At 74.8% G+C, this 20,623-nt stretch carries 21 protein-coding genes; 11 read left to right on the top strand and 10 right to left on the bottom strand.

What is annotated here, in order from left to right:
- Positions 1-88: 88 nt before the first annotated feature.
- Positions 89-817 (bottom strand): (2Fe-2S)-binding protein, encoded by a 729-nt coding sequence (locus ACIQTO_RS12810; protein WP_402386852.1) that lies wholly within the window; start codon positions 815-817, stop codon positions 89-91.
- 490 nt (positions 818-1,307) lie between these two features.
- Between ACIQTO_RS12810 and ACIQTO_RS12805 the strand changes: the two genes are divergently transcribed.
- The 3 genes from ACIQTO_RS12805 (at position 1,308) to ACIQTO_RS12795 (ending at position 3,979) form a co-directional block, all read left to right on the top strand.
- The gene (locus ACIQTO_RS12805; protein ID WP_402386849.1) at positions 1,308-2,462 is read left to right on the top strand and encodes a sensor histidine kinase; all 1,155 of its coding nucleotides are present in this window, start codon (positions 1,308-1,310) and stop codon (positions 2,460-2,462) included.
- Positions 2,463-2,707: 245 nt separating this feature from the next.
- On the top strand, positions 2,708-3,172 hold the full coding sequence (locus tag ACIQTO_RS12800) for a hypothetical protein (RefSeq protein ID WP_402386846.1): 465 nt from the start codon (positions 2,708-2,710) through the stop codon (positions 3,170-3,172).
- A gap of 159 nt (positions 3,173-3,331) precedes the next feature.
- Positions 3,332-3,979, top strand: a complete 648-nt coding sequence (locus ACIQTO_RS12795; protein ID WP_402386986.1) for a response regulator — start codon at positions 3,332-3,334, stop codon at positions 3,977-3,979.
- 365 nt (positions 3,980-4,344) lie between these two features.
- Here the strand turns inward: ACIQTO_RS12795 and polX are convergent, their stop codons facing one another.
- Positions 4,345-6,072, bottom strand: a complete 1,728-nt coding sequence (gene polX, locus ACIQTO_RS12790; RefSeq protein WP_402386843.1) for a DNA polymerase/3'-5' exonuclease PolX — start codon at positions 6,070-6,072, stop codon at positions 4,345-4,347.
- A 307-nt stretch (positions 6,073-6,379) separates the two neighbouring features.
- On the opposite strand from polX, the gene ACIQTO_RS12785 reads away from it, so the two are divergent.
- The 4 genes from ACIQTO_RS12785 (at position 6,380) to ACIQTO_RS12770 (ending at position 9,921) form a co-directional block, all read left to right on the top strand.
- Positions 6,380-7,102 carry a hypothetical protein gene (locus ACIQTO_RS12785; RefSeq protein WP_402386840.1) on the top strand — a complete coding sequence of 241 codons (723 nt, stop codon included), beginning with the start codon at positions 6,380-6,382 and terminating at the stop codon, positions 7,100-7,102.
- Positions 7,103-7,251: 149 nt separating this feature from the next.
- Positions 7,252-7,932 carry an ArsR/SmtB family transcription factor gene (locus ACIQTO_RS12780; protein WP_402386837.1) on the top strand — a complete coding sequence of 227 codons (681 nt, stop codon included), beginning with the start codon at positions 7,252-7,254 and terminating at the stop codon, positions 7,930-7,932.
- On the top strand, positions 7,929-9,386 hold the full coding sequence (locus ACIQTO_RS12775) for an MFS transporter (RefSeq protein ID WP_402386834.1): 1,458 nt from the start codon (positions 7,929-7,931) through the stop codon (positions 9,384-9,386). The genes ACIQTO_RS12780 and ACIQTO_RS12775 overlap by 4 nt, the downstream gene beginning before the upstream one ends.
- The gene (locus tag ACIQTO_RS12770; protein ID WP_402386831.1) at positions 9,373-9,921 is read left to right on the top strand and encodes an Imm21 family immunity protein; all 549 of its coding nucleotides are present in this window, start codon (positions 9,373-9,375) and stop codon (positions 9,919-9,921) included. The genes ACIQTO_RS12775 and ACIQTO_RS12770 overlap by 14 nt, the downstream gene beginning before the upstream one ends.
- Before the next feature lie 81 nt (positions 9,922-10,002).
- On the opposite strand, the gene ACIQTO_RS12765 is transcribed toward ACIQTO_RS12770, so the two are convergent.
- The 3 genes from ACIQTO_RS12765 to ACIQTO_RS12755 form a co-directional block, all read right to left on the bottom strand.
- Positions 10,003-11,205, bottom strand: coding sequence for an SLC13 family permease (locus ACIQTO_RS12765; protein WP_402386828.1), 1,203 nt, complete (start codon positions 11,203-11,205; stop codon positions 10,003-10,005).
- 135 nt (positions 11,206-11,340) lie between these two features.
- The gene (locus ACIQTO_RS12760; protein ID WP_402386826.1) at positions 11,341-12,003 is read right to left on the bottom strand and encodes a DUF6629 family protein; all 663 of its coding nucleotides are present in this window, start codon (positions 12,001-12,003) and stop codon (positions 11,341-11,343) included.
- Between the two features lie 29 nt (positions 12,004-12,032).
- Positions 12,033-13,019: a DMT family transporter gene (locus ACIQTO_RS12755; protein ID WP_402386823.1), complete on the bottom strand. Its 987-nt coding sequence runs from the start codon at positions 13,017-13,019 to the stop codon at positions 12,033-12,035.
- A 286-nt stretch (positions 13,020-13,305) separates the two neighbouring features.
- Here ACIQTO_RS12755 and ACIQTO_RS12750 point away from each other — a divergent pair, with 286 nt between their 5' ends.
- Positions 13,306-13,569 (top strand): dsRBD fold-containing protein, encoded by a 264-nt coding sequence (locus ACIQTO_RS12750; protein WP_329490920.1) that lies wholly within the window; start codon positions 13,306-13,308, stop codon positions 13,567-13,569.
- 259 nt (positions 13,570-13,828) lie between these two features.
- On the opposite strand, the gene ACIQTO_RS12745 is transcribed toward ACIQTO_RS12750, so the two are convergent.
- Entirely contained in the window at positions 13,829-15,337 is a 1,509-nt protein-coding gene (locus ACIQTO_RS12745) for an MFS transporter (RefSeq protein WP_402386820.1), read from the bottom strand.
- Between the two features lie 256 nt (positions 15,338-15,593).
- Between ACIQTO_RS12745 and ACIQTO_RS12740 the strand changes: the two genes are divergently transcribed.
- Positions 15,594-16,193 carry a TetR/AcrR family transcriptional regulator gene (locus ACIQTO_RS12740; RefSeq protein ID WP_402386817.1) on the top strand — a complete coding sequence of 200 codons (600 nt, stop codon included), beginning with the start codon at positions 15,594-15,596 and terminating at the stop codon, positions 16,191-16,193.
- 59 nt (positions 16,194-16,252) lie between these two features.
- Here ACIQTO_RS12740 and ACIQTO_RS12735 read toward each other — a convergent pair whose 3' ends face one another.
- Positions 16,253-17,218 (bottom strand): alpha/beta fold hydrolase, encoded by a 966-nt coding sequence (locus tag ACIQTO_RS12735; protein WP_402386814.1) that lies wholly within the window; start codon positions 17,216-17,218, stop codon positions 16,253-16,255.
- 118 nt (positions 17,219-17,336) lie between these two features.
- On the opposite strand from ACIQTO_RS12735, the gene ACIQTO_RS12730 reads away from it, so the two are divergent.
- Positions 17,337-17,771: a MarR family winged helix-turn-helix transcriptional regulator gene (locus ACIQTO_RS12730; RefSeq protein WP_402386983.1), complete on the top strand. Its 435-nt coding sequence runs from the start codon at positions 17,337-17,339 to the stop codon at positions 17,769-17,771.
- Between the two features lie 76 nt (positions 17,772-17,847).
- Here ACIQTO_RS12730 and ACIQTO_RS12725 read toward each other — a convergent pair whose 3' ends face one another.
- Positions 17,848-18,171, bottom strand: a complete 324-nt coding sequence (locus ACIQTO_RS12725; RefSeq protein WP_402386811.1) for a hypothetical protein — start codon at positions 18,169-18,171, stop codon at positions 17,848-17,850.
- A gap of 138 nt (positions 18,172-18,309) precedes the next feature.
- The gene (locus ACIQTO_RS12720; RefSeq protein ID WP_402386808.1) at positions 18,310-19,236 is read right to left on the bottom strand and encodes an AEC family transporter; all 927 of its coding nucleotides are present in this window, start codon (positions 19,234-19,236) and stop codon (positions 18,310-18,312) included.
- Positions 19,237-19,381: 145 nt separating this feature from the next.
- Between ACIQTO_RS12720 and ACIQTO_RS12715 the strand changes: the two genes are divergently transcribed.
- Positions 19,382-19,840 (top strand): HD domain-containing protein, encoded by a 459-nt coding sequence (locus tag ACIQTO_RS12715; RefSeq protein ID WP_402386805.1) that lies wholly within the window; start codon positions 19,382-19,384, stop codon positions 19,838-19,840.
- A 339-nt stretch (positions 19,841-20,179) separates the two neighbouring features.
- Here ACIQTO_RS12715 and ACIQTO_RS12710 read toward each other — a convergent pair whose 3' ends face one another.
- A complete protein-coding gene (locus tag ACIQTO_RS12710; protein WP_402386803.1) occupies positions 20,180-20,554 on the bottom strand; it encodes a transglycosylase SLT domain-containing protein in 375 nt (124 codons plus the stop codon).
- Positions 20,555-20,623 lie beyond the last annotated feature (69 nt).

Genomic DNA, 20,623 nt, shown 5'->3' with positions numbered 1-20,623 from the left:
CCGGGCAGGTGGGACGCCGACCGTCGCGGACCTGACCTCCGAAAGGAGAGGTATCGCGCGGCCGGTCGCCCCCTCCCGGGGCACGGGATCAGGGGCGGCGGGGAGGGCTGTCGAAGCAGCAGTCGCCGCAGACACCCGCGCCCGGGCCGACCCGGTAGTAGAGGCAGCAACTGGTCCGCCGGAAACCGGTGCTGCGCAGCGTCCCGGTGCCGGCCAGCGGAGGCCGGCGGAGCAGCTCCGCGACGAGGGCACGGGCCCCACCGGGGGCCGCGTGGGCCTCGACCATCCGCAGGGCTCCCGCCAACGCGGAGGCGGCATTGCCGTCGAGCAGCTTGCCGGCGAGCGGCACGGCGGCCCGGACGGCGGCCGCGAGCGGCGCCAACTGGCCCTGGACGAGCACCTGGTGGAGCCGGTCGGCCAGGTGCTCGCGCGGTCTGTGCGTCTCGGACGCTTCGTGCGTCTCGTACGGCGTCCAGAGATCGATCGGGCCCTGCTCGGGCACGCGCACCTGGGCCCGGTCGGGATCCAGCGCCGGCACCGTGCCCAACAGGACGGCGGAGCCGAGGCCCACCGAACAGAACCGCGCGGCCAGTCCGAGGTGCAGGATCGAGGCCGCCACCCGGAGTTCGGCGGTGCCGAGCCTTCGGGCCACCACCCGAACCCGCTCCGCCAGCGGCCCGTCCGGCCCCTGCGCGTACAGCTCGCGCAGCGGGCGGAACCCCGCCGGCGGCACCTCGGCGGGCGAGGCGGCGGCGTCCAGGGCGAAGTACGGTCCGACGGCGGCGAGTCGGCGGTAGTCGGCCACGGCGCCGGTCATCGGCCGGCTGCCCGGGGGAGCAGCCGGCCCGGGGTCGACCGGTGGCGTCCCGGGCTGCCTGCGGGCGGGCGGTCGTCGGTCATGGGAGGCTCCTCCGGGGGCGGGCCGGTGGGGTGTCGGCCCCGAACGGTCAAGATGCCGCTGCCGGCAGCGATGAACGCTACCCTGCCCCGGCGGTTCGGGAGAGGGCAGTCGGACGTGGTCCGGAACCGGCCCGGCCGATGGCGCGGCTGTCGGCGTTCAGGGGTGCGGCCGTACCACCGCTTGAGCGGCTCGGGGCCGGGCCGGTGCCCGAGGGCGGGGCCGTAGGCTCGGGCGCATGCGTACCGAACCGCCGGCGCCGTCCGGTACGGCCTCGGCCGCGTCCGGCCCAGTGACGTCCGGCTCGCCGTCGTCCGCCCGGGCTTCGGGGCCGCCCCCGGCCCTGGTCCCGTCCCGGTCGCCGGCCCCGGTCGCCCTCGCGGGTCGCCTTCGTCGACTGCTGTGCGTCGTGGCCGTCCTCGGGGTGGTGGCGCCCGTCCTGCTGGCGCACCCGGGGGAACACGCGGCCGCGCTGCTCGTCGCCGTGACGGCGGCGCTGGCCGTGGCGTCGGCGATCCTGCCGTGGCCGGTCGGCCGGGTGGCGCTCGCGGGGGCGGCCGCGGCGGCGGCGGTGGCCTCGCTGGCACTGGACGCGGCCTACTCCGGCCCCTACCGGCTCCCCGCCTTCTGGTTGCCCGTCGAGTGGTCCGCCCTGCTGGTGCTGCTCGGGCGGGCGACGCGACGGGTCCGGGGGCGGTGGGCCGGACCGGTCGGGGCAGTGGCGGGCCTGGCCGTGCTCCTGGTGCCGCTCCGGTTCACCTTGCGGGTGCCGGACGCCGGTTGGACGGGTTCGCTGGTCGCTGTTCTGTTCTCCGTCCTCCCGGTCGCCGGAGTCGCCGGGGCCGGTCTCTACCTGCGTGCCCTGGACACCCGGCGGGAGGGTGCGGTGATCGGTGCCCGCCGCGAGCAGCGCCTCGAAGTGGCGCGCGGCCTCCACGACTTCGTCGCGCACGAGATCACCGGCATCGTGCTGGAGGCACAGGCCGGCCAACTTCCCGGTGCGGGTCCGGAGGAGACGGCAGCGCTGCTGCGCCGGCTGGAGGAGGCCGGGCTGAGGGCCCTGGACTCGATGGACGCGATGGTGGGCGCGCTGCGCGACCCGCAGGTCGACGAGACGGGTCAGGGCCGGGCCGTCGGCGCCACCCGGATGCACGGACTGGCCGATCTCCCGGAGCTGGTCGGCCGCTTCACGACGACCGGCACCACCCGGGCCACGCTCGACTCGGCGCCGGACACGGCCGGGTTGCTGTCCCCCGAGGGCGAGGCCACCGGGTACGCCGTGGTACTGGAGGCGTTGACCAACGTGCGACGGCACGCACCCGGCGCCGCAGCGGTGGTCGTTCGGGTCGCGATCGGCCCGGACGGCCGGTCGGTCGAGCTGTCGGTGACGGACGACGGCGGGCGTGGACGCGGCCCGAAGGGCCTGCGCCGGCGTCGCCAGGGCAGCGGCGGCACCGGGCTGGCGGGGCTCGCCGAACGGGTCGCCGCCCAGGGTGGGGCGCTGGACGCCGGCCCGTACCGGCCGCCGGGCTGGCGGACCCGCTGCGTCCTGCCCGTGCGGTAGGCCTCTTTGGCAGGGCTATGGGCTGACGGGGGCCGCTGCCATCTGCCGAACGGCACCTGCGGTACTGACGGACGAGGGCCGCGAATATGTGCCGAACGGCAGATGGCAGCAGGGCGCGGAACGGCGAAGCTCGTACTTGTCACCCGCTGTCGCCACCGCTTCGTTCCTGCCGGAGGACTTGTCCCATGACCATCGCATCGGCCGTCCGTCGCCTCCCTCTTCGGTTGCCGCCTTTTCGTCGTTTGTTGGTCCGTCGATCGCCGGTCCGTCCGGAGTCCGACGGTCCGAAGGCCTTCGGCCGGAGCCCCGGCCGCCGAACGGTCGGCAGGGCGAGGCCCGTCATCGTCCTCGTCCTGGCCGCCCTTGCCGGGTCGGTGGTTGTCACCGGCTGTGCGAGCGCCGACGAGGCCAAACCCGAGGAGATGACCTTCTCCTACAGCGGTTCCACGCTCGACGTTGTCTCGCTCCATCACGTCCCCACCGATCTGGTGGCGACGGACCGTCAGGACATCAAGGTCACCCGCTGGTTCAAGGCGGACGTCGTCGGTACGCAGAAGAGCGACTGGTCCCTGGAGGGCGACACGCTCACCCTGGAGGCCAGTTGCAGCGGCTTCGCGAACTGCGATGCCCGGTTCCGCGTCGAGGTCCCGTCCAGTGTCGCCGTCCTGCGGGACGGCCGGGCGACGGACCTCAAGGGCACGGTCCTATGACCCGTCAGTTGCTGGGGGTGGTGTGCGAGACTGCCCCCCGTGACGAGTCCGACGGCCGAGCCCGATCCGCAACCCGCCCCGCAGCCCGACCCGCAGCTCGGCGTGGAGTGCCGGCCGGAGCCCGGCCCGGGGCATCGCCCGGGTTCCGGGCCGGGGCCGATCCGCGTCCTGATCGCGGACGACCAGGAGGCGGTGCGCCGGAGTGTGCGGCGGATCCTGGAGGTCCAGCCCGACATCAGCGTGGTCGGCGAGGCCGCCGACGGCGCCGCTGCGCTCCGACTCGCCGGGGAACTGCGCCCCGACGTGGCGCTGGTGGACATCCGGATGCCGCGGATGGACGGTCTGGAGCTGACCAGGCTGCTGGCCGGGCCCGGTGCCGCCACGCCGGTCCGGGTGGTGGTGCTGACCACCTTCGACCTCGACGAGTACGTCTACCCGGCGCTGCAGCACGGCGCCTCGGGCTTCCTGCTGAAGCGGTCCGGTCCGGCTCTGCTGGCCGAGGCGGTCCGGGCGGCGGCGAGCGGCGAGAGCCTGATCAGCCCGTCCGTCACGGTCCGGCTGTTGAAGCACGTGACCGTGCCGCGGCGGGCGGCCGACCGGCGCGCTCCGGCGGTACCGCTCACCGCCCGGGAGGTGGAGATCGCCGGTCAGGTGGCGGCCGGGCGGACCAATGCCGACATCGCCGCCGAGCTGTTCATCTCGCCGGGCACGGTGAAGACGCACGTCGCCAGCATCCAGCGCAAGCTCGGCGTGCAGAACCGGGTCGGCATCGCCGTGCACGCCTGGGAGATGGGGTACGCCGCGTAGGCGTGTGCGGGCGGTGCGCTGCCCTCGGCCCGGGCAGCGGCCCCCGGGTCACCGCGAGGGTTTGCGGACCTCCGCGTGCCCGACCGGCCGGCATGCTTCGGCTGTCGTCGGGCGCGCGGAACCTGCGGGGAGGGGGTGGCCTCCGGACTTCGCGTCCTCCGGCCTCACAGTCCGATCGTCGACCGAGGTACCAGCGGCAGACCTGATCCGTCTCGATCTGTCGCCACTGCCTCCTGCGGTCGAACTCCCACAGCTCCTCGCAGGTCCATCTCCATGATGCGCCTCCGGTGCCTTCTGCACCAGGGCTTTTCTTCCTGAATCGGGGCAATTCGGGTTCAGCGGGTGCCGTCCGGCGGGCCGGGGCTCTACCGCAGCGCGTCCTTGCGCAGGAAGTGCTTCAGGCGTTGCCACGGCCATGTGTTGATCACGTCCTCGGTGGTCAGCCAGGCCCGTTGCGCGGTGCCGACTCCGTACCTCGGGTAGGCCAGCTGCTGCGTGGAGTGGGCGTCACTGTCGATCGAGAAGCGGACCCCGTGCCGCTTCGCCAGCAGCACGTCCTCGTCGCGCAGGTCGAGCCGCTGCGGAGAGCTGTTGATCTCGATCGCGGTGCCGGTCCGGGCGGCGGCCCGGAAGACGGCGTCGAGGTCGACGTCGATCGGCCCGCGCCGGCCGATCCGCCGGGTGGTGAGGTGGCCGATGACGTGCACGTGCGGGTTCTCGCAGGCGCGGATCAGCCGGCGGGTCTGGGCGGCGCGGTCGGCTCCGAAGTGCGAGTGGACGGAGGCGACGCAGACGTCGAAGCCGGCCAGGAACTCGGCCGGCCAGTCCACGTCGCCGTCCGGGCCGATGTTCAGCTCGGTGCCGTGCAGCAGGCGCAACTTCCGGTGCCGGCCGGCGAGTTCGCGCAGCCGTTCGCGCTGGGCGAGCATCTTCTCGTCCGTCATGCGCTGCATCACCAGGTCGGGAGCGTGGTCGGTGACGGCGTAGTACGCGTAGCCGCGGGCGGCCGCCGTGTCGATCATGTCCTCCAGGCCGGCCACCCCGTCGGTGAGGTCGGTGTGGGTGTGCAGGTCGCCGCGCAGGTCCGCCTCGGTGACCAGCTCGGGGAGTTCGCCGCGCAGGGCGGCCTCGATCTCGCCGCGGTCCTCGCGCAGCGGTGGTGCGATCCAGGGCAGGCCGAGCGCCGCGTAGACCTCCTCCTCGGTGGCCGAGGCCACCTTCGCGCCGCTCTCGGCGTCGAACAGGCCGTACTCGGAGAGCTTGAGCCCGGCCCGGACGGCCATCGTGCGGAGCCTGATGTTGTGCGCCTTGGAGCCGGTGAAGTACACCAGCGCCGCTCCCCAGTCCTCCTCCGGAACCACCCGCAGGTCCACTTGGAGGCCCTTGGCGGTGCGCACCGAGGTCTTGGTCGGCCCGCCGGCGATCACCTCGGCCACGGAGGGGAGCGTGGTGAGCGCGGCCATCAGCGGTGCGGAGTCCTCGGCGGTGGCGAGCACGTCGATGTCGCCCACGGTCTCGCGCATCCGGCGCAGCGAGCCCGCGTACGCGCAGCGCGTGCAGCCGGGGACGGCCGCGAGCGTGGCGACGATCTGCTCGGCCTGCTCGGTGGCGGCGTCGAGCAGGGTCCGCCCGCCGGACCGCCGCAGCACGTCGATGCCGCGCAGGATCTGCTCGCCGCTGCGCTCGCCGAAGCCGGCGACGGCACTCAGCCGGTCGGTGCGGACGGCCTCGGCGAGCTGGTCCACGGAGGCGATGTCGAGGTCGCGGTAGAGGGCGAGGGCGCGTTTGGGGCCGACGCCGGGGACGGCCGTCATCTCGCGTACCCCGGCCGGGATGGCCGCGCGCAGCGTCTCCAGGGCCTCCATCCGGCCGGTGGCGAGGTACTGGGCGATCTTCTCGGCGGTGGACTTCCCGACGCCGGGGATCTGCTGGAGGCCCTTGGCGTCCAGTCCGTCGATGTCCTCCGGGTGGCCGCCCACGGCACGGGCGGCCTTCTCGTAGGCGCGGGCCCGGAAGGCGTCCCCGCCGGTGATCGCGATCAGGTCGGCGTACTCCTGGAGCAGCTCCCGGACCTGGTCGTTGAGCCGGGTCATGGGGCCAGTCTAGGTTCGGCGGCCCGATCGGGCCGGGCGGGCGGGGACGGCCCCCGGGCCCGGCGTACGGGGTGGGGGCGGTCCTGGCGGGGCCGGGCCGGGTACCGTCCGTCCGTCGGCACCCCCGCCGGTCGGCGGGTTCGAAACCGGCCGGTCGGCGGGGTGCCGTGCCCGGTTCGTGCCCGGAAGCCGGATTGTCACCCGTGCGGCCGGGGCGCAGGCTTGGCGGGAAGGGCCCGTATCGCGGCCCAGTCCGGTTCGCCGCTCGGCCGGCGGCGGTGATCGGTGAAGCACGAGGGGCAGGGCGATGGCACGCGGGAAGCTCTGGGGCTATGTCGCGTCGGGCGCCCGGGCGCTCGGCGGGATCGGCGCGTTCGGTGGCACGGGTGGCGAGGGCCGGGGTGGTGGCCCCGGTGCGGGCGCAGGTCCGGACGGTGCCGGGGAGGGCGTGGCGTTCGGCCCCGCCGACGGCTCCGGACGGCCGCGGCCCGGCGTGATGGCCGGCCCCCGCGAACTCAGCCGGCCGGAACTGGAACGGGTGCGGTGGACGGACCGGGCGGAGGGCTGCGGTCCGCGGGCGCCGCACGTCCAGGTGGCCGACGTGGTCCAGCGGGTGCTGCGCGGCGGTGGGCGCGCGGGGCAGGTGGTGGCCCGAATACCGGCCGGTCTGCCGGTGGTGGTCGCGGACGCCCGGCGGTTGGAGTCCGCGCTGGCCGGGCTGGTCGATCACGCGATCCGTCGCAGCCCGTGGGGGGCCAAGGTGTTGGTGCGCGCCGATGTGGCGCGCGGCCCGCGGGGGTCGGCGGGTGCGGACGGCGCGCCGGCCCGGGTGGAGCTCAGGGTGGTGGACCGCGGGGAGAGCGAGCTGCCGGAGGCCCGGCAGTGGCTGCTCGCCGGCCTGGGCTCCGGCGGTGCGGCGGGCCCGGTCGTGGACGGTCTGGTCCGCTCGGCAGGCGGGCGGCTGGCGGTGGAGCAGACCCCGGGGGGCGGCATCACCGTGGTCCTGGTCCTGGTGATCGCCCGCGAGTGAGGCCGGGCGCCGAGAGGCGGAGTCGGGGTGTTGCGCGCGCGGCCGGGGGGTGCGGGCCGCGACGGTCGGCGGACCCGGCCGACCGAACCGCAAAGACTTCTTCGCAAAAACCCTTTGCGAAGAAGTCTTTGCGGTTCTAGTCTGCTGCCATGACCGGAGAAGAGCGGTGGCCGCACAGTCCCGAGCCGCAGCGTGACGTCGTGCTCGACGCCAAGGGCCTGCGGGCCCTGGCCCATCCCGTCCGCGTGCAGCTGATCGGACTGCTGCGCAGGGGCGGACCTTCCACCGCGACGCGGCTCGCCGAACAGATGGGGCTGACGTCGGGCGCGACCAGCTACCACCTGCGCCAGTTGGCGGGCGCCGGGTTCGTCGCCGAGGACACCGAGCGCGGCAACGCCCGCGAGCGGTGGTGGCGGGCGGTCCACCAGCTCACCGTGTGGACGGACATGGAGCTGGCGGACGAGGATCCGGAGGCGGCCCTCGGGTACCTCCGGTCCATCGTCGCCGCGCACACGCTGGTCGCCCAGCGCGCGTTGAACGGGTTCGAGACCATGCCGCGTGCCTGGCGCCATGCCCTCGACCTCAGCGACCTGGCGCTACGGCTCACCCCCGAGGAGGCCCGCAGTCTGAAGGAGGAGCTCGCCGCCGTTATCTGGCGCTATCGGCAGGTCGACGCGGAGGATGCTCCGGACGGCGCCGAGCGGGTGGCGGTGGTCGTCCAGGTGCTGCCCGAGCCCGAACGCGGCGCCGACCAGGACGAGGCCGAGCGGGACGCCGATGAGCCGGACGGTGCGGTGGACGGGCGCGAGGGGCCGGGAGCAGGATCATGACCGCGCCGACCGTCGTCGGGACCGCCGCCGCCCCGCGCAGCGCCCGGTCGCTGGTCGTGGTGCTGTCGGCGATGGCCGTCTCGCTCACCGGTACCCGGGTCTCGGCCATCGCCTTGCCCTGGTTCGTCCTCGCCACCACCGGCAGCGCCACCATGACGGGCGTGGTCGCCTTCGTCGAAATGGCGCCGTACGTGCTGGTCAAGGCACTCACGGGGCCGGTCATCGACCGGCTGGGCCCGCGCGTCGTCTCCTGGACGACGGACACGGTGAGTGCCGTCGCGGCGGGCCTGGTGCCGTTGCTGCACGGTGTGGGCCTGTTGCCGTTCTGGCTGCTGCTGGTGCTGGTCGCGGTGGTCGGTGCGGTGCGCGGTCCGGGGGACTTGGCCAAGGAGGTGATGGTCCCCGAGGCGGCCGACCACGCCCGGGTGCCGCTGGAGCGCGCCACCGGGCTCTCCGGGGTCACCGAGCGGCTGGCCTCGACGATCGGTCCGGCGGTGGGTGGCGGGTTGGTCGCGCTGCTCGGTCCGATGGCCGGGCTGACGGTGAACGCGGCCTCCTTCGGGCTGGGGGCGCTGGTCGTCCTGTTCGCGCTGCCCCGGGGCATGGGCCGGGGCGCACTCGCGCCGCGGTCCGCGCGGTCGGTGAAGTCCGGGAAGTCCGCGAGGTCCGGGAAGTCGGTGAAGGACGACGAGCGGGAGGAGCAGGCCGGCTACTGGCAGATGTTCCGGGAGGGCTTCACGTTCCTGCGCGGTGAGCCGCTGCTGCTCACCGTGATCGTCATGATCGCGGTGACCAACCTCCTGGACGCGGGCTTCATGACGGTCCTGGTGCCGCTCTGGGCGCAGCAGTCCGGTGGTGGCCCGGCTGCCATCGGGCTGACCGGCAGCGCCTGGGGGATCGCGGCGGTGGCCGGGAGCCTGATCGCGGCGGCCGTCGCCCACCGGCTCCCGCGCCGGGTGGTGTTCTTCGCGGGCTTCCTGCTCTGCGGAGCGCCGAGGTTCCTGGTCCTCGCGCTGGACGCGCCGATCGGTGTGGTGCTCGCGGTCTTCGTGGTGGGCGGGTTCGGGGCCGGCTTCCTCAACCCGATCCTCGGGGCGGTGACCTTCGAGCGGGTGCCGCGCCATCTGCTGGGCCGTGTCGGTGCCCTCGGCGACTCCCTGGCCTGGGCCGGCATCCCCGTCGGCGGCCTCCTCGCCGGTGCGGCGGTGGCCCTCTCCGGTCTGATACCCGTCCTGCTGGTGAGCGGCGGCCTCTACTTCGCGACCACCTCGTTGGCGGCCCTGCGGCCGGAGTGGCGGGAGATGGACCGCCTGCGGGGCCGCGGTGCGGCGGCCGACCCCCGTGCACCCGTGCGGTCGGCGGTGTCGGCGCAGTCGTCGGCGGGCGTCGACGAGTCGACTGCCGGCGTCGGTCGTCGGTCCCTGCCGGTAGCTTCCTCGCATGGCGAGGGATGAGAAGTCCGTGCAGGTCCGATGGGTGGAGTCGCTGGGCGGCCCGCTGGTTGTCGTGCCCGAGTCCGCGCTCGACGCCTGGTCGGGATCGGCGGGCGGCGGCGGGCCGGTGGACGACTACGACCGGGCCTGCGCCGTCGAGGGCCTGACCGGGCTTCTCCCGGTCGGCCCGAGCGACGCGCTGGTCCTGGCGGACGAGCCGGCATCGACGGCCTGGCTCGCGGAGCGGGGTCTGTTCGTGCGCTGGTCGGCCGCCGAGTCCGAGGAGGCCCTGCTCGCCAGTGTCGACGCGGCTCTGCTTGCCGCCTGCTGGGATCCGGAGGTGATCTGGCAGGTGCCGGGCCCGGCCGTCCTGTTCGACGCGGCGTGGACGGGCGAGGAGTCCGGTCGGGAGGAGCATGTGCGGATCGACCTGACAGCCGGGCGCCACGCGGTCCGGGCCGCCTACGTGGAGCCCGATCCGCAGACCTGGCTCACCCTGGTGCAGCTGCGCCTGGTCCGCTCCCACGGCGGGGCGGACGGTTTTCGCCGGGGGTGATGCGGCAGCGGTGGCGCCGGAGCGGTGGTGACAGCGCGGTGATGCGGGAGCGGTGGTGACAGCGCTGTGGTGCCGCCGCCGTCACGACGTCAAGGCGAGGGCCGCGGTGGCCAGCGTGACGCCGCCGACGGCCAGGACGGCGCTGGTCGCCGCGACGCTCCGCAGCGGCACCCGCAGACCGGCCGACCGGCACCGCTCGTACCAGAGCAGGGTGGCCAGCGACGCCCAGGGGGTCACCAGCGCGCCGATGTTGGTGCCGATCAGCAGGGAGAGCAGTTGCTGGTGGTTGGTGTCCGGGACGGCGGCCTCGCCGGCCAGGTAGACGGGCAGGTTGTTGAGGAGGTTCGACAGGCCCGCGCCCACCGCCGAGGCCCGGAACATCCCGACCACCCCGCCGTCCGTCCCGATGGCCGTGGCGAGCAGCCGGTGCAGCCCGTGCGCGTCGACGGTCTGCACCACCAGGAACATCCCCGGCACCATCACCAGCAGCCGCCACGGAATCAGCGACGCCCGCAAGGCTGCGGGCCGTCGCACGGCGAACGCCGTCACCACCACCAGGGCCGCCGCTCCCGACGCGACCCAGAGCGGGAGGTCGGCCAGCACACTCGCCAGCAGGAAGCCGGCACAGGTCAGCGCGCAGATCCTGAACAGCACCCGGTCCGCCGGGCGGTGGGCCGGCGGCGGCCGGTAGTCGAGCGCGCCGCGCCGGTCGCGCCGCCAGTAGAACCACCACAGGCAGGCCATGGTCGCCAGACCGGCGGCCAGTTGGGGCGCCCACATGACCCGGGCCAGCCCGGCCGGGGAGAGCGCGACCCGCTCGGCGGCCAGCAGATTGGTCAGGTTCGACACCGGGAGCAGCAGGCTGGCGGTGTTGGCCAGCCAGACCGTCGTCATGGCCAGCGGGAGCGGGGCGATGCCCACCCGGGAGGCGAGGGCCAGCATCACCGGGGTGAGCAGGACGGCGGTGGTGTCCAGGTTGAGCGTGATCGTGGTGACGGAGGCCAGTGCCACGCAGAGCAGGAACAGGGCCGCGTAGCTGCCCCGGGCGGTCCGCGCCACCCCCGCCGCCAGGACGTCGAACACCTCGGCGGCGCTGGTGAGCTCGGCGAGCACGATCACGGTGCCGAGGAAGGCGAGCAGGGGCGCGATCCGGGAGACCGCGGCCCCGGCGGAGTCCGCCGGGAGCAGCCCGGTGGCGAGGAAGAGCAGTCCGCACAGGAGAAGGCCCGCGGCCACCCAGTCGAGGGGATGCAGTCGTCTGAGGGCGGGCGGGTAGGCGAACACGGACGTCAGGGTCGCATACGAGCGGTGGTTGGTCGAGGTCGCCGAACAGGGGCCGGCCTTCGAGGAACGGCCACGAGCTCGCTCCGTGGGGGCTTTGACGTGAACCCGGGCGGCGCCCCGGGCCGATCGACTCCTTCATCGGGCCCCCGGGGTCCGGTCCCGGGTCGGCCGGCCGGTCCAGTGCAGCAGGAGCAGGCTGGCCAGGGCGGCCAGCGCGCACCAGGTCGAGACGAAGGCGAGCCGCCAGAGCAGCGCGCAGAGGACGGCGCCCGCCCCGGTGAGCAGGCCGAGCCGGCGCAGCAGGCGGTCACCGCTGAGCAGCAGCGAGCCGACGGTCGCCACCAGGTAGCCGGTCAGCAGGAGGGCCGGGTGCGGGATGCCGACGGCGTAGCCGAGGGTGTGGCCGTGGGCGGTGGCCGTCACCGGGCGGGTCGCGACGGCCACGGCGAGCGGGACGGCGACGAGCAGGCCGAGCAGGACGAAGGCCAGCAGCAGGCGCCGGCGGGCCCGGTCGCGGGCGGCGCACCGGACACCGACCGGGACCAGCACGGGCAGCAGCGGCAGCGCGATCACCGCCCAGGCGGTGCGGGCCCACCCGGCGGGGCCGGCGGGCAGATCTCCCTCCGTCCCGAGCCAGACCGCGGCCTCGATCAGTTGGTGTGCGCCCAGGACGAGGGGGAGGGCCGCGAGCGGCAGCCGCTCGGGCCGTCCGGCGCGCCGGGCCCGGAGCAGGCAGAGGACGCCGATGCCGGACACCACCCCGCCGACCACGAGGTCCGCCTGCGCGCTCCAGCACATGGGCCGCCGCCGTTCCGCCGCCGCGCCGGCTACCGGGAGCCGGTGCTGTCGGAGCTGCCGGGGCCGTCCGAGCCCTCGGCCCCGTCGGCCGCACCGTTGCCGTTACAGCTGCCCCGGCCGTCGGGTGGTCCGTCGGGTGGTCCGTCGGAGCCCGCCACGGTCTCGCGGGCGCTGCCCGGCATGGCGGGGTGACGGCCGATCACCACCACCCCGACGACGATGGCCACCAGTCCCGCGGCCTCCCAGGCCAGGGCGCCGGGGGTGACCCGCAGACGGTCGCCGAGGAAGCCCACCGCGCAGGCGATCCCGGTGATCGGCTGGGCCGCCGTCAGCGCGGGCAGGGACATCCGCAGCGGGGCGGCCTCGAACGCGCTCTGCACCAGCAGCAGTCCGACCACGCCCGCGGCCACCACGGCGTACGGCTGCCAGCTGCGCAGGACCGCGTCCAGCCCGTCGTGGTCGAGGCGCAGTGTGGTGGTGCGGGTGAGCGCGTCCTGGAGGCCGTAGAGCAGGCCGGCGGCCAGGGCGAGCAGGGTGGCCTCCTCGAACAGCGGCAGTCGGCGGGCCATCGAGACGAGCAGCAGCGTCAGCCCGACCACGGTGCCGACCACCAGCCAGTGCCGCAGCTCGCCGGCCGGTGCGCCGCCCCCGGTGGGGCGGCCGGCCACGATGAAGGCCGTCACGCCGAGGCCGAGCAGCAACACCCCGGCCCAGCCGGACCGGCCGAGGCTCTGCCGGGTCAGCACGCGGGAGAGCGCCATCGCGAACAGCAGGTTGGTGGCGAGCAGCGGTTCGACCAGCGAGACCTCGCCCTGGTTGAGGGCGAGCGCGGAGAGGATCAGGCCGCTGACCATGAAACCGGTGCCGAGCAGCCATTCGGGCATCCGCAGCAGGTCCAGCAGCAGCCGCCAGCGCAGCAGGTCGGCACGCGGGGCACGCTGTGCCGCGTGCTGCTGGAGGACGAATCCGAGGCCCAGGCAGCAGGCGGCGCTCAGTGCGAGAAGGAAGACCACCACGTAGGGACCACCCGAACGTCGCTGCCCGCGCCGCGCCGGCGGTCCGCAGTTCGACGGCGGTCGCGGCGCGCTCCCGCCAGCCTACCGCCGGGGCGTTGTCGCGACCGCCGGGACGCGTGCCGCCCGGGCCGGTCGGCCGGGCCCGCCGCCGCCGGGAGGCCCCGGCCCCGGCCGGGCTTGCCGCTGTGGGCGCCGGGGGCGCACGCTGGTGTGAGCAGCCGCCACGGGGTCCGCATCCGTGCCGGCCTGAGCAAGGGCGACGGGGGCAGGCGCCAGGAGGTGTGGCATGCACAACCAGTGGGATGTGGAGCTGAGCTTCGAGGAAGACGGTGTGCACACGGGATGCGACGCGAGGCTGACCGGTGCCAGGGCGCCGGGTCTCAGCGCCCACGGGGAGTCGCTCAAGAGCGCGGAGGACCGTCCGCTCGCCCGGATCGGTGAGGAGGTCGCGGCCTCGCGCGCGCTGGAGGCGCTGTCCCGCAAGCTGCGGGCCCAGGCGACCGGGGAGATCGAGGACGAGGGCCACCGGCCGGGCTACCTGATCTACTGAGGCGCCGCCGCCCACCGGCCGACCGGGAGCGCTCGGCCGGTGAGCCGGCTGGACGTGAGCCTGAGCCCGGCTGGGCCGGCTCGCCCGGCTGGACATGAGCCGGGCGGGTGAGCGGCGTACGCGACCCCGGCGCGCTGACCGCGCTGACCGCGCTGACCGCGCTGACCGCGCTGACCGCGCTGACCGCGCTGACCGCGCTGACCGCGCTGACCGCGCTGACCGCGCGAGCCGGCGGAACCGGCCGACGGCGGCCGCCCGTTCAGCGTCGCGCGGCCGCCTCCGTAACCGCCTCCGCGCCCGTGCGGGCGCCGGGCGCGCGCTTCGGCGCCGGGACGAACAGCACCGCGACCAGGGCCGCCAGGCCCAGCAGCACCGCCGTCACGACGAACGCCCGGTCGTACCCGGCGGCCAGCGCGGCCGCCGCGGTGTCGCCGCCCCCGGCCGCGTGCCGGGTGGTGGTCACCGCGAGGGTGGAGAGCACGGCCAGGCCGATGCTGCCGCCGCACTGGCGGCCGGCGTTGAGCAGCCCGCTGACCAGACCGGCCTCGCGCGGGTCGACCCCCGAGGTGCCCATCGAGGTGTTGGCGACCATGCAGAGACCGACGCCGAGGCTGGTCACCAGCGACGGGCCGACGAAGGCGGTCAGGTAGCCGGAGTCCACACCGAGCCCGCCGAACCAGAGCATCCCGAGGCCGGCCAGCAGCAGGCCGGTGGTCAGGACGGCGCGGCCGCCGACGCGTGCGGTGAGCCGGGCGGCGACCATGCTGCCCGCCATGGTTCCGGCGCAGAACGGCAGGAAGGCGGCGCCGGCCGCCAGGGGGCCGTAGTGCAGCACGTTCTGCAGGTACAGCGAGCAGAAGTAGAAGCCGACCAGCATCGCGGCCCCGAGCAGGGTGACGATCAGGCCGGACACCCAGACCGTGCGCACCCGCAGGATGCCGAGCCGCACGATCGGCGCGGTGGCGAACCGGGCCTCCCAGGCCAGGAAGGCCGCGCCCAGCAGCAGGGCCGCGCCGAGGGTGCCGAGCGTGCGGGTCGAACCCCACGGGTGGCGGTCGGCCTCCATCAGCCCGTAGACCAGCGCCACCATCGCCCCGGTGGCCAGGACCGCGCCGGCCACGTCCGGCCGGCCGGTGCGCGGCGGGCGGACGGCGGGGACGGAGCGCCCGGCCAGCAGACCGGCGACCAGGACGATCGGCAGGTTGACGAAGAACACCCACCGCCAGTCGAGCAGGTCGGTCAGGACGCCGCCGAGCAGGACGCCCAGTGCGCTGCCGCCCGCCGTGACCATCGACCAGATGCCCAGCGCCCGGGCCCGGGCGGGGCCTTCGGTGAAGGTCACCATGATCAGCGTCAGGCTGATCGGCGCGAGCAGCGCGGCGGCCACGCCCTGTCCGGCGCGGGCGGCGACCAGCTGGGCGGACGTCTGGGCGAAGCCGCCGAGGACGGAGGCGAGACCGAACAGCACCAGCCCGGAGAGCAGGGCACGGCGGTGGCCGACCAGGTCGGCGATCCGGCCGCCGAGCAGCAGCAGGCCGCCGAAGGCCAGCGCGTAGGCGTTGACCACCCACGGCAGCGCGCTGTCGGCGAAGCCGAGCGCGTGGCCCATCGCGGGGAGCGCGATGTTCACGATGCTGGCGTCGAGGGTGACCATCAACTGGCAGAGGCAGACGGTGGCCAGGACGATGCCGGACCGGGTGTGGCCGGCGGCGGGTGAGTGGGGCCGGGCGTGGGTGGTGTCGAGGACGGGTGGGGTGGCTTCGGGCATGGCGACCTCCGATGCGAACGTTGTTCGCGTAAGGTAAGCCTAAGTTCGAGGCGAGTGCAATCGTGCCTGGTGAGGAGGGCGAGGGCGCCGCGGTGACGCGTGGCAGGATGGCGGGATGTCTGAGCGGAGCCCGGGACCGGCACAGGAGAGCGGTGCACAGCGGAGTCGCGCGCCGGAGCCGGGCGGGCCCGGGGGCGTTGCCGAGCGGGGCCGGTACGGGCGCCGCCGTCCGCGCCCCGGACTCACCACGGCCGGGGTGGTCACGGCCGGGCGCACGGTGATCGAGCGCGACGGTATCGAGGCGCTCACCATGCGGGCGGTCGCCACCGAACTCGGCACCGCGCCGGCCTCGTTGTACCGGCATGTCGCCGACCGGGAGGCCCTGCTGCTGGCCGTCCTGGAGCAGATCGCCGAGGGGTTGCCGGTGGACGTCCCCGGCGCCGAGCCGACCGCCCGGCTGCTGCGCCGACTGGTCGGCGCCCATGACTACCTGGCCGGGCAGGCCTGGGTGCCGCACATCCTGATCCGTGGCGAGCTGGTCGCCGAGAACGCGTTCGCGTTCTCCGATGCCTGCCTCGCCGATCTCGCGGCGGCCGGGCTCCCGCCGGCCCGGGCGATGCCGGCGTACCGGGCCTGCTGGCAGTTGGTCCTCGGCGAGCTGCTCTCCGAGCACCCCGTCCGGCCGCCGCGCGAGCCGAACCAGCGCCGCGGCGCGTTCGCCGCCGTCGACGCGGACCGCCTGCCGGCCCTGGCCCGGGTGCTGGCGGAGCTGGGCTACAGCGAACCGGGCACGCACTGCGCCGAGTTGGAGGTGGCCCTGCGCGCCCTGATCGACGGGCTGACGGGGGCGGCCTGACGGGAGCGGCCCGGCCGTGGCGCCGGGTCAGGGGTGCGGCGCGGACGGCGCGGTGGAGGTCATGCCCCGCCGGCGAGGAACGCCGTGAGCGGGCCGGTCAGCTCGGCGGGCCGGGCCGTGAGCAGGTTGTGGTGGGTGACCCCGGGCAGGACGGCGACGGTGGCGTCGGGCAGTGAGTCGTGGATCGACGTGGCCACCCGCCGGGCGTCGTGGGCGCGGCCGCGCTCGGCCAGCAGGACCAGCGCCGGTGCGGCGAGCGCGCGCAGCCGTTCGCGCGTCGGGCGCGGTCCGGTGACCACGCGGGAGGCCGGGAAGCCGGCGTGCCCGAGGGCGAAGACCTCGCGCCAGCCGGCGTCCAGCCCGCTGCCGCCGCTCTCCCGGTCCAGGAACGACCGGGCCCGGCCGGCCGTGCGCGGCGGCAGGAAGAGTGGCAGGGCGCGCAGCAGGTAGCCGGGGCGGAACCCGGCGAAGCACTGGGTCGGATCCAGCAGGGCGAGCCGGCCGACCCGGGACGGGGCGTGCAGGGCGTACTCCAGGGCGATCCATCCGCCGTACGAGTGTCCGCAGAAGTCGGCCTCGGGCACGTCGAGTCGGTCGAGCACGGCGTCCAGCCAGCCGAGCAGACCGGGTACGCCGTCGAGGGGGGCGCCGTCGTGGACGCTGCGCCCCGGGTCGCCGATCAGGTCGACGGCGAGGACGCGGTGCCCGGTCGCGGTGAGCGCTCCGATGATGGCCAGCCAGCCGGTGGAGGTGGCGCCGCCGCCGTGCAGCAGGACCAGCGGCCGGCCGTCGCGGGGGCCGCAGGCGTTCACCCGGGTGGTGCCGTGCGGCGTCCGGACGGTGAGCGGTTCGACGGGGACGGGCCAGCGGGCCAGTACGGCGTCATAGGCGGCGAGGAACGCGCCGAGGGCCTCGCCGGCCGGGTCGGTGCTGGGGGTGCCCTGTGAACCGTGCGGGCCCTGTGAACCGTGCGGGCCCTGTGAACCGTGCGGGCCGTGTGGGCCGCGTGGAGTGCGTGCTGACATGGTGGTGCCTCCGGCGGGTGGCAAAAATACTCGCTGAACAATAGTCTCGCTGAGCGAGAGAATAATCCCGCAGCGCCTGGAGAGGAAGGACCACAGCGTGGACGAACCGGAGGAGCCGATGCGGCTGATCCATCTGCTGCGCGGGCTGACCGTCGAACTCGACCTGTTCGGAGCCGAGTTCGCCGGCCGTCATGGCCTGCACCCGACCGATCTGCGGGCGCTGATCCACCTGTTGGACGCCGCACGCGCCGGGACGGTGGTGACGCCCGGCCGTCTCGGCGAGGCGCTGCGGTTGAACTCGGCGGGTACCACCGGCCTGGTCGACCGCCTGGAGCGGCTCGCCCTGATTCGCCGTGAGCGCGACCCCGGGGACCGTCGCAAGGTCCGGCTGGTGGTCGAGGAGCGGGCGATGGAGCTCGGGCAGGACTTCTTCGGCGGGCTGATCGCCGATCTGCTGGCCGCCATGGGCCGGTTCGACGCGGCGGAGCTGGCGACGGCCCGGCGGTTCCTGCTGGCCATGACCGAGGTGGTGGCCGGGGCCCGGGAGGGGTGACCGGGCTGCGGACGGGCGTCGGGCGCCGTCCGGGGCCGGTGTCGCGGGAGCCCCCGGAGGGAAGCGCGCCGGGAGTTCAGAACCAGGTCTCTCCGTAGTGGTCCCCCGGGTGGCCCTCGCGGAGCAGGCAGATGTCGGGTTCCCTGACGTGGTCCGGCCCCTTCAGCCCGGCCTCGGCCGGGCAGCGCGGGGCCAACTCGACCGTGTACACGGGCCAGGAGGCCCAGTGCAGGTCGTTGCCGACGCCCTGGACCAGGGCGCAGTGGACGCTCTCGTGGCCGGCGACGAGCTCGCACCGCAGGTGCTGCTCCATCATGAAGGCCGCGTGCGGCAGGTTGTTGAAGTGCTCCACATCGGACTGCGGGAGCGTGACGACGGCGGGACACTGACGCTTGACCATGGGTGGACGGTTGGCGTGAGTCATGCCCGCCAGCATTGCACCGTGTCGTCCGGGAGGCGATGCCTTCGGCCCGGTCGCACGCGTCTTGTACAGGTCGGGTGGGTTTGTCCCGAACAGTACCGGTCGGACGGTAGGCACTCAGGCGGGGCCCAATGCCCAGCTCACCAGCGACAGCGTCGCCATCGAGACCACGGTGGAGCAGAGCATCGAGTCCCGCGCGAGCGCGGTGCCGTGCCCGTACTGGCCGGCGTAGACGAACACGTTCTGCGCGGTCGGGAGGGCGGAGAACAGTACGACGGTAAGCAGTTGATGGGGTGGCAGGTGGAGCAGGCCGGCCCCGACGGCGAACGCCGCCAACGGCTGTATCAGCGTCTTGAGCACGACCGTCACCCCGACCTCGGCGTACCGGGCGCTGCCGGTGGCGGCCGGCCGGCCGTGCAACGACATGCCGAGTGCCACCAGGGCGGCCGGCACGCCCGCGCCGCCGAGCAGTTCGCAGGAGCGGGTCAGCTCGCCGGGCGGGTGCCAGCCGGTGGCGGAGACCACGGCGCCGAGCGCGACCGCCAGCAGGATGGGGTTGCGCACCGGCAGGGTGAGCGCCGCGCGGCGGCCCGCCCGACCGGTGTCCAGCACGGTCAGCACGATCGGTGTGACCAGCAGGGTCTGGAACAGCACCACCGGCCCGACGAAGGAGGCGTCGCCGAGCACCTGCAGTGCCACCGGGATGCCGAGGTTGGCCGAGTTGACGTACCCGGAGGCCATCCCGCCGATCGTTCCCGCCGCGAGCCCCCGGCCGAAGAACCGGTGGGCGGCCAGCAGCCCCAGGCCGGCGGCGAGCGCCGTGCCGGCGGCGAAGGCCAGCATCGAGGGGTTGGCGAACCGGTTCAGCGGGGTGCGGGCGATCATCAGGAACAGGGCCGCCGGCATCGCCAGATGGAAGCTGAAGCGGCTCAGTACCGAGTCCGCCTGCGGCCCGAGCAGCCCGGTGCGGCCGACGAGGTAGCCGACTCCGATGAGGGCCCAGATCGGGGCGAAGCCGGAGAGCAGCGGGTGCAGGCTGGGCATGGGTCCTCGCGGGGCCGGGGGTGACCGGGGGTGTCCGGTGGGCGGGGCGGGCCGAGGATCACCCGGCACCGCCGCAGTCAACCAGACGCCCGCGCGGCCGAGTCGGCCGGGCGTCCCGCGCGGGCCCGCGGCCTACCATGGCCCGGTGGAGAACCTGAGCCTGGCCGAGGTGGAGACGATCGCGCGGCGCGCCCACGAGGGGCAGGTCGACAAGAACGGCCACCCCTACAGCGAGCACATCGCCGCGGTGGCGCACGGTGTGGCGCGGCGCGGCGGCAACGAGGAGCAGATCGCGGCGGGCTGGCTGCACGACGCGATCGAGGACGACGTGCTGACCCGCGAGTGGCTCGCGGCCGCGGCCCTGTCCGACCGCACCAAGGCGATCGTGGACGCCCTCACCAAGCGTCCCGGCGAGCCCCCGGAGGAGTACGCGGCCCGGATCCTGGCGACTCCCGGCGCGCTGGTGGTCAAGCGGGCCGACCTGGCCCACAACTCCAGCCCGGCCCGGCTGGCCACCCTGGACGCCCCGACGGCCGAGCGGCTGGCCGCCAAGTACCGCCGGATGCGTGCGCTGCTCGGCCTGGAGGGCGTGGACGGCGACTGACGTCCGGTCGGCCCCCCCGGGGGGGCCGACCGGTCGGTGACCGCGCCCCTCGGTAGCCGGGCCGGTAGCCGGCCCGCCCGGAGACGGCGAGAGGGCCCGTGCACGCGGATCGCGTGTGCACGGGCCCTCTCGGTCACCCCGGTGATCCCTGTCCGATCCCCGGGGTGAGGGGGGACAGTGGTCTGGCCGCGACCGCCGGAGCCCCGGCGGCGCCCGGACGAATCGGAGGATCGGAGGATCGGACGATCGGCCGGTCCGCTCGGAGGCTCAGCGGTTCAGAGGCTCAGCGGTTCGGAGGCTCAGAGACTTCGGAGGCTCAGAGGCTCAGTAACGCGCGGCTTAGTACCAGTGGTGGGTCTGCCAGAACGCCCAGGCGCCGTTCGGGCTGCCGTAGCGGCCGTTCATGTAGTCCAGCGCCCACTTGATCTGGGTGCTCGGGTTGGTCTTCCAGTCCGCGCCGTGGGTGGCCATCTTCGAGCCCGGCAGCGCCTGGGCCAGGCCGTACGCACCCGAGCTGGGGTTGGTCGCGGTCACGTTCCAGCTGGACTCGTGGGCGATGATCTGCTTGAACGAGGCGAGCTGGCCGGCCGGCACGATCTGGGCGGCGATGGCCTGCGGGGAGGCGGTCGCGGCCGAGGCGGTGGCGGGCACCAGGCCGGCGCCCAGGGCGGTCAGACCGGCGGTGCCGGCGAGAAGAGCGGCGGAAGTGCGCATACGGAGCTTGAAAGCGGGCATGAAGGAGAAGACCTCAATCGGGTTGGGCCGGTGTCACGCCCCGCCTCG

Source organism: Kitasatospora sp. NPDC091207 (assembly GCF_044768625.1).
In the GTDB taxonomy this organism is placed as follows: Bacteria; Actinomycetota; Actinomycetes; order Streptomycetales; family Streptomycetaceae; genus Kitasatospora.
This window is presented reverse-complemented; position numbering and strand designations above follow the sequence as displayed.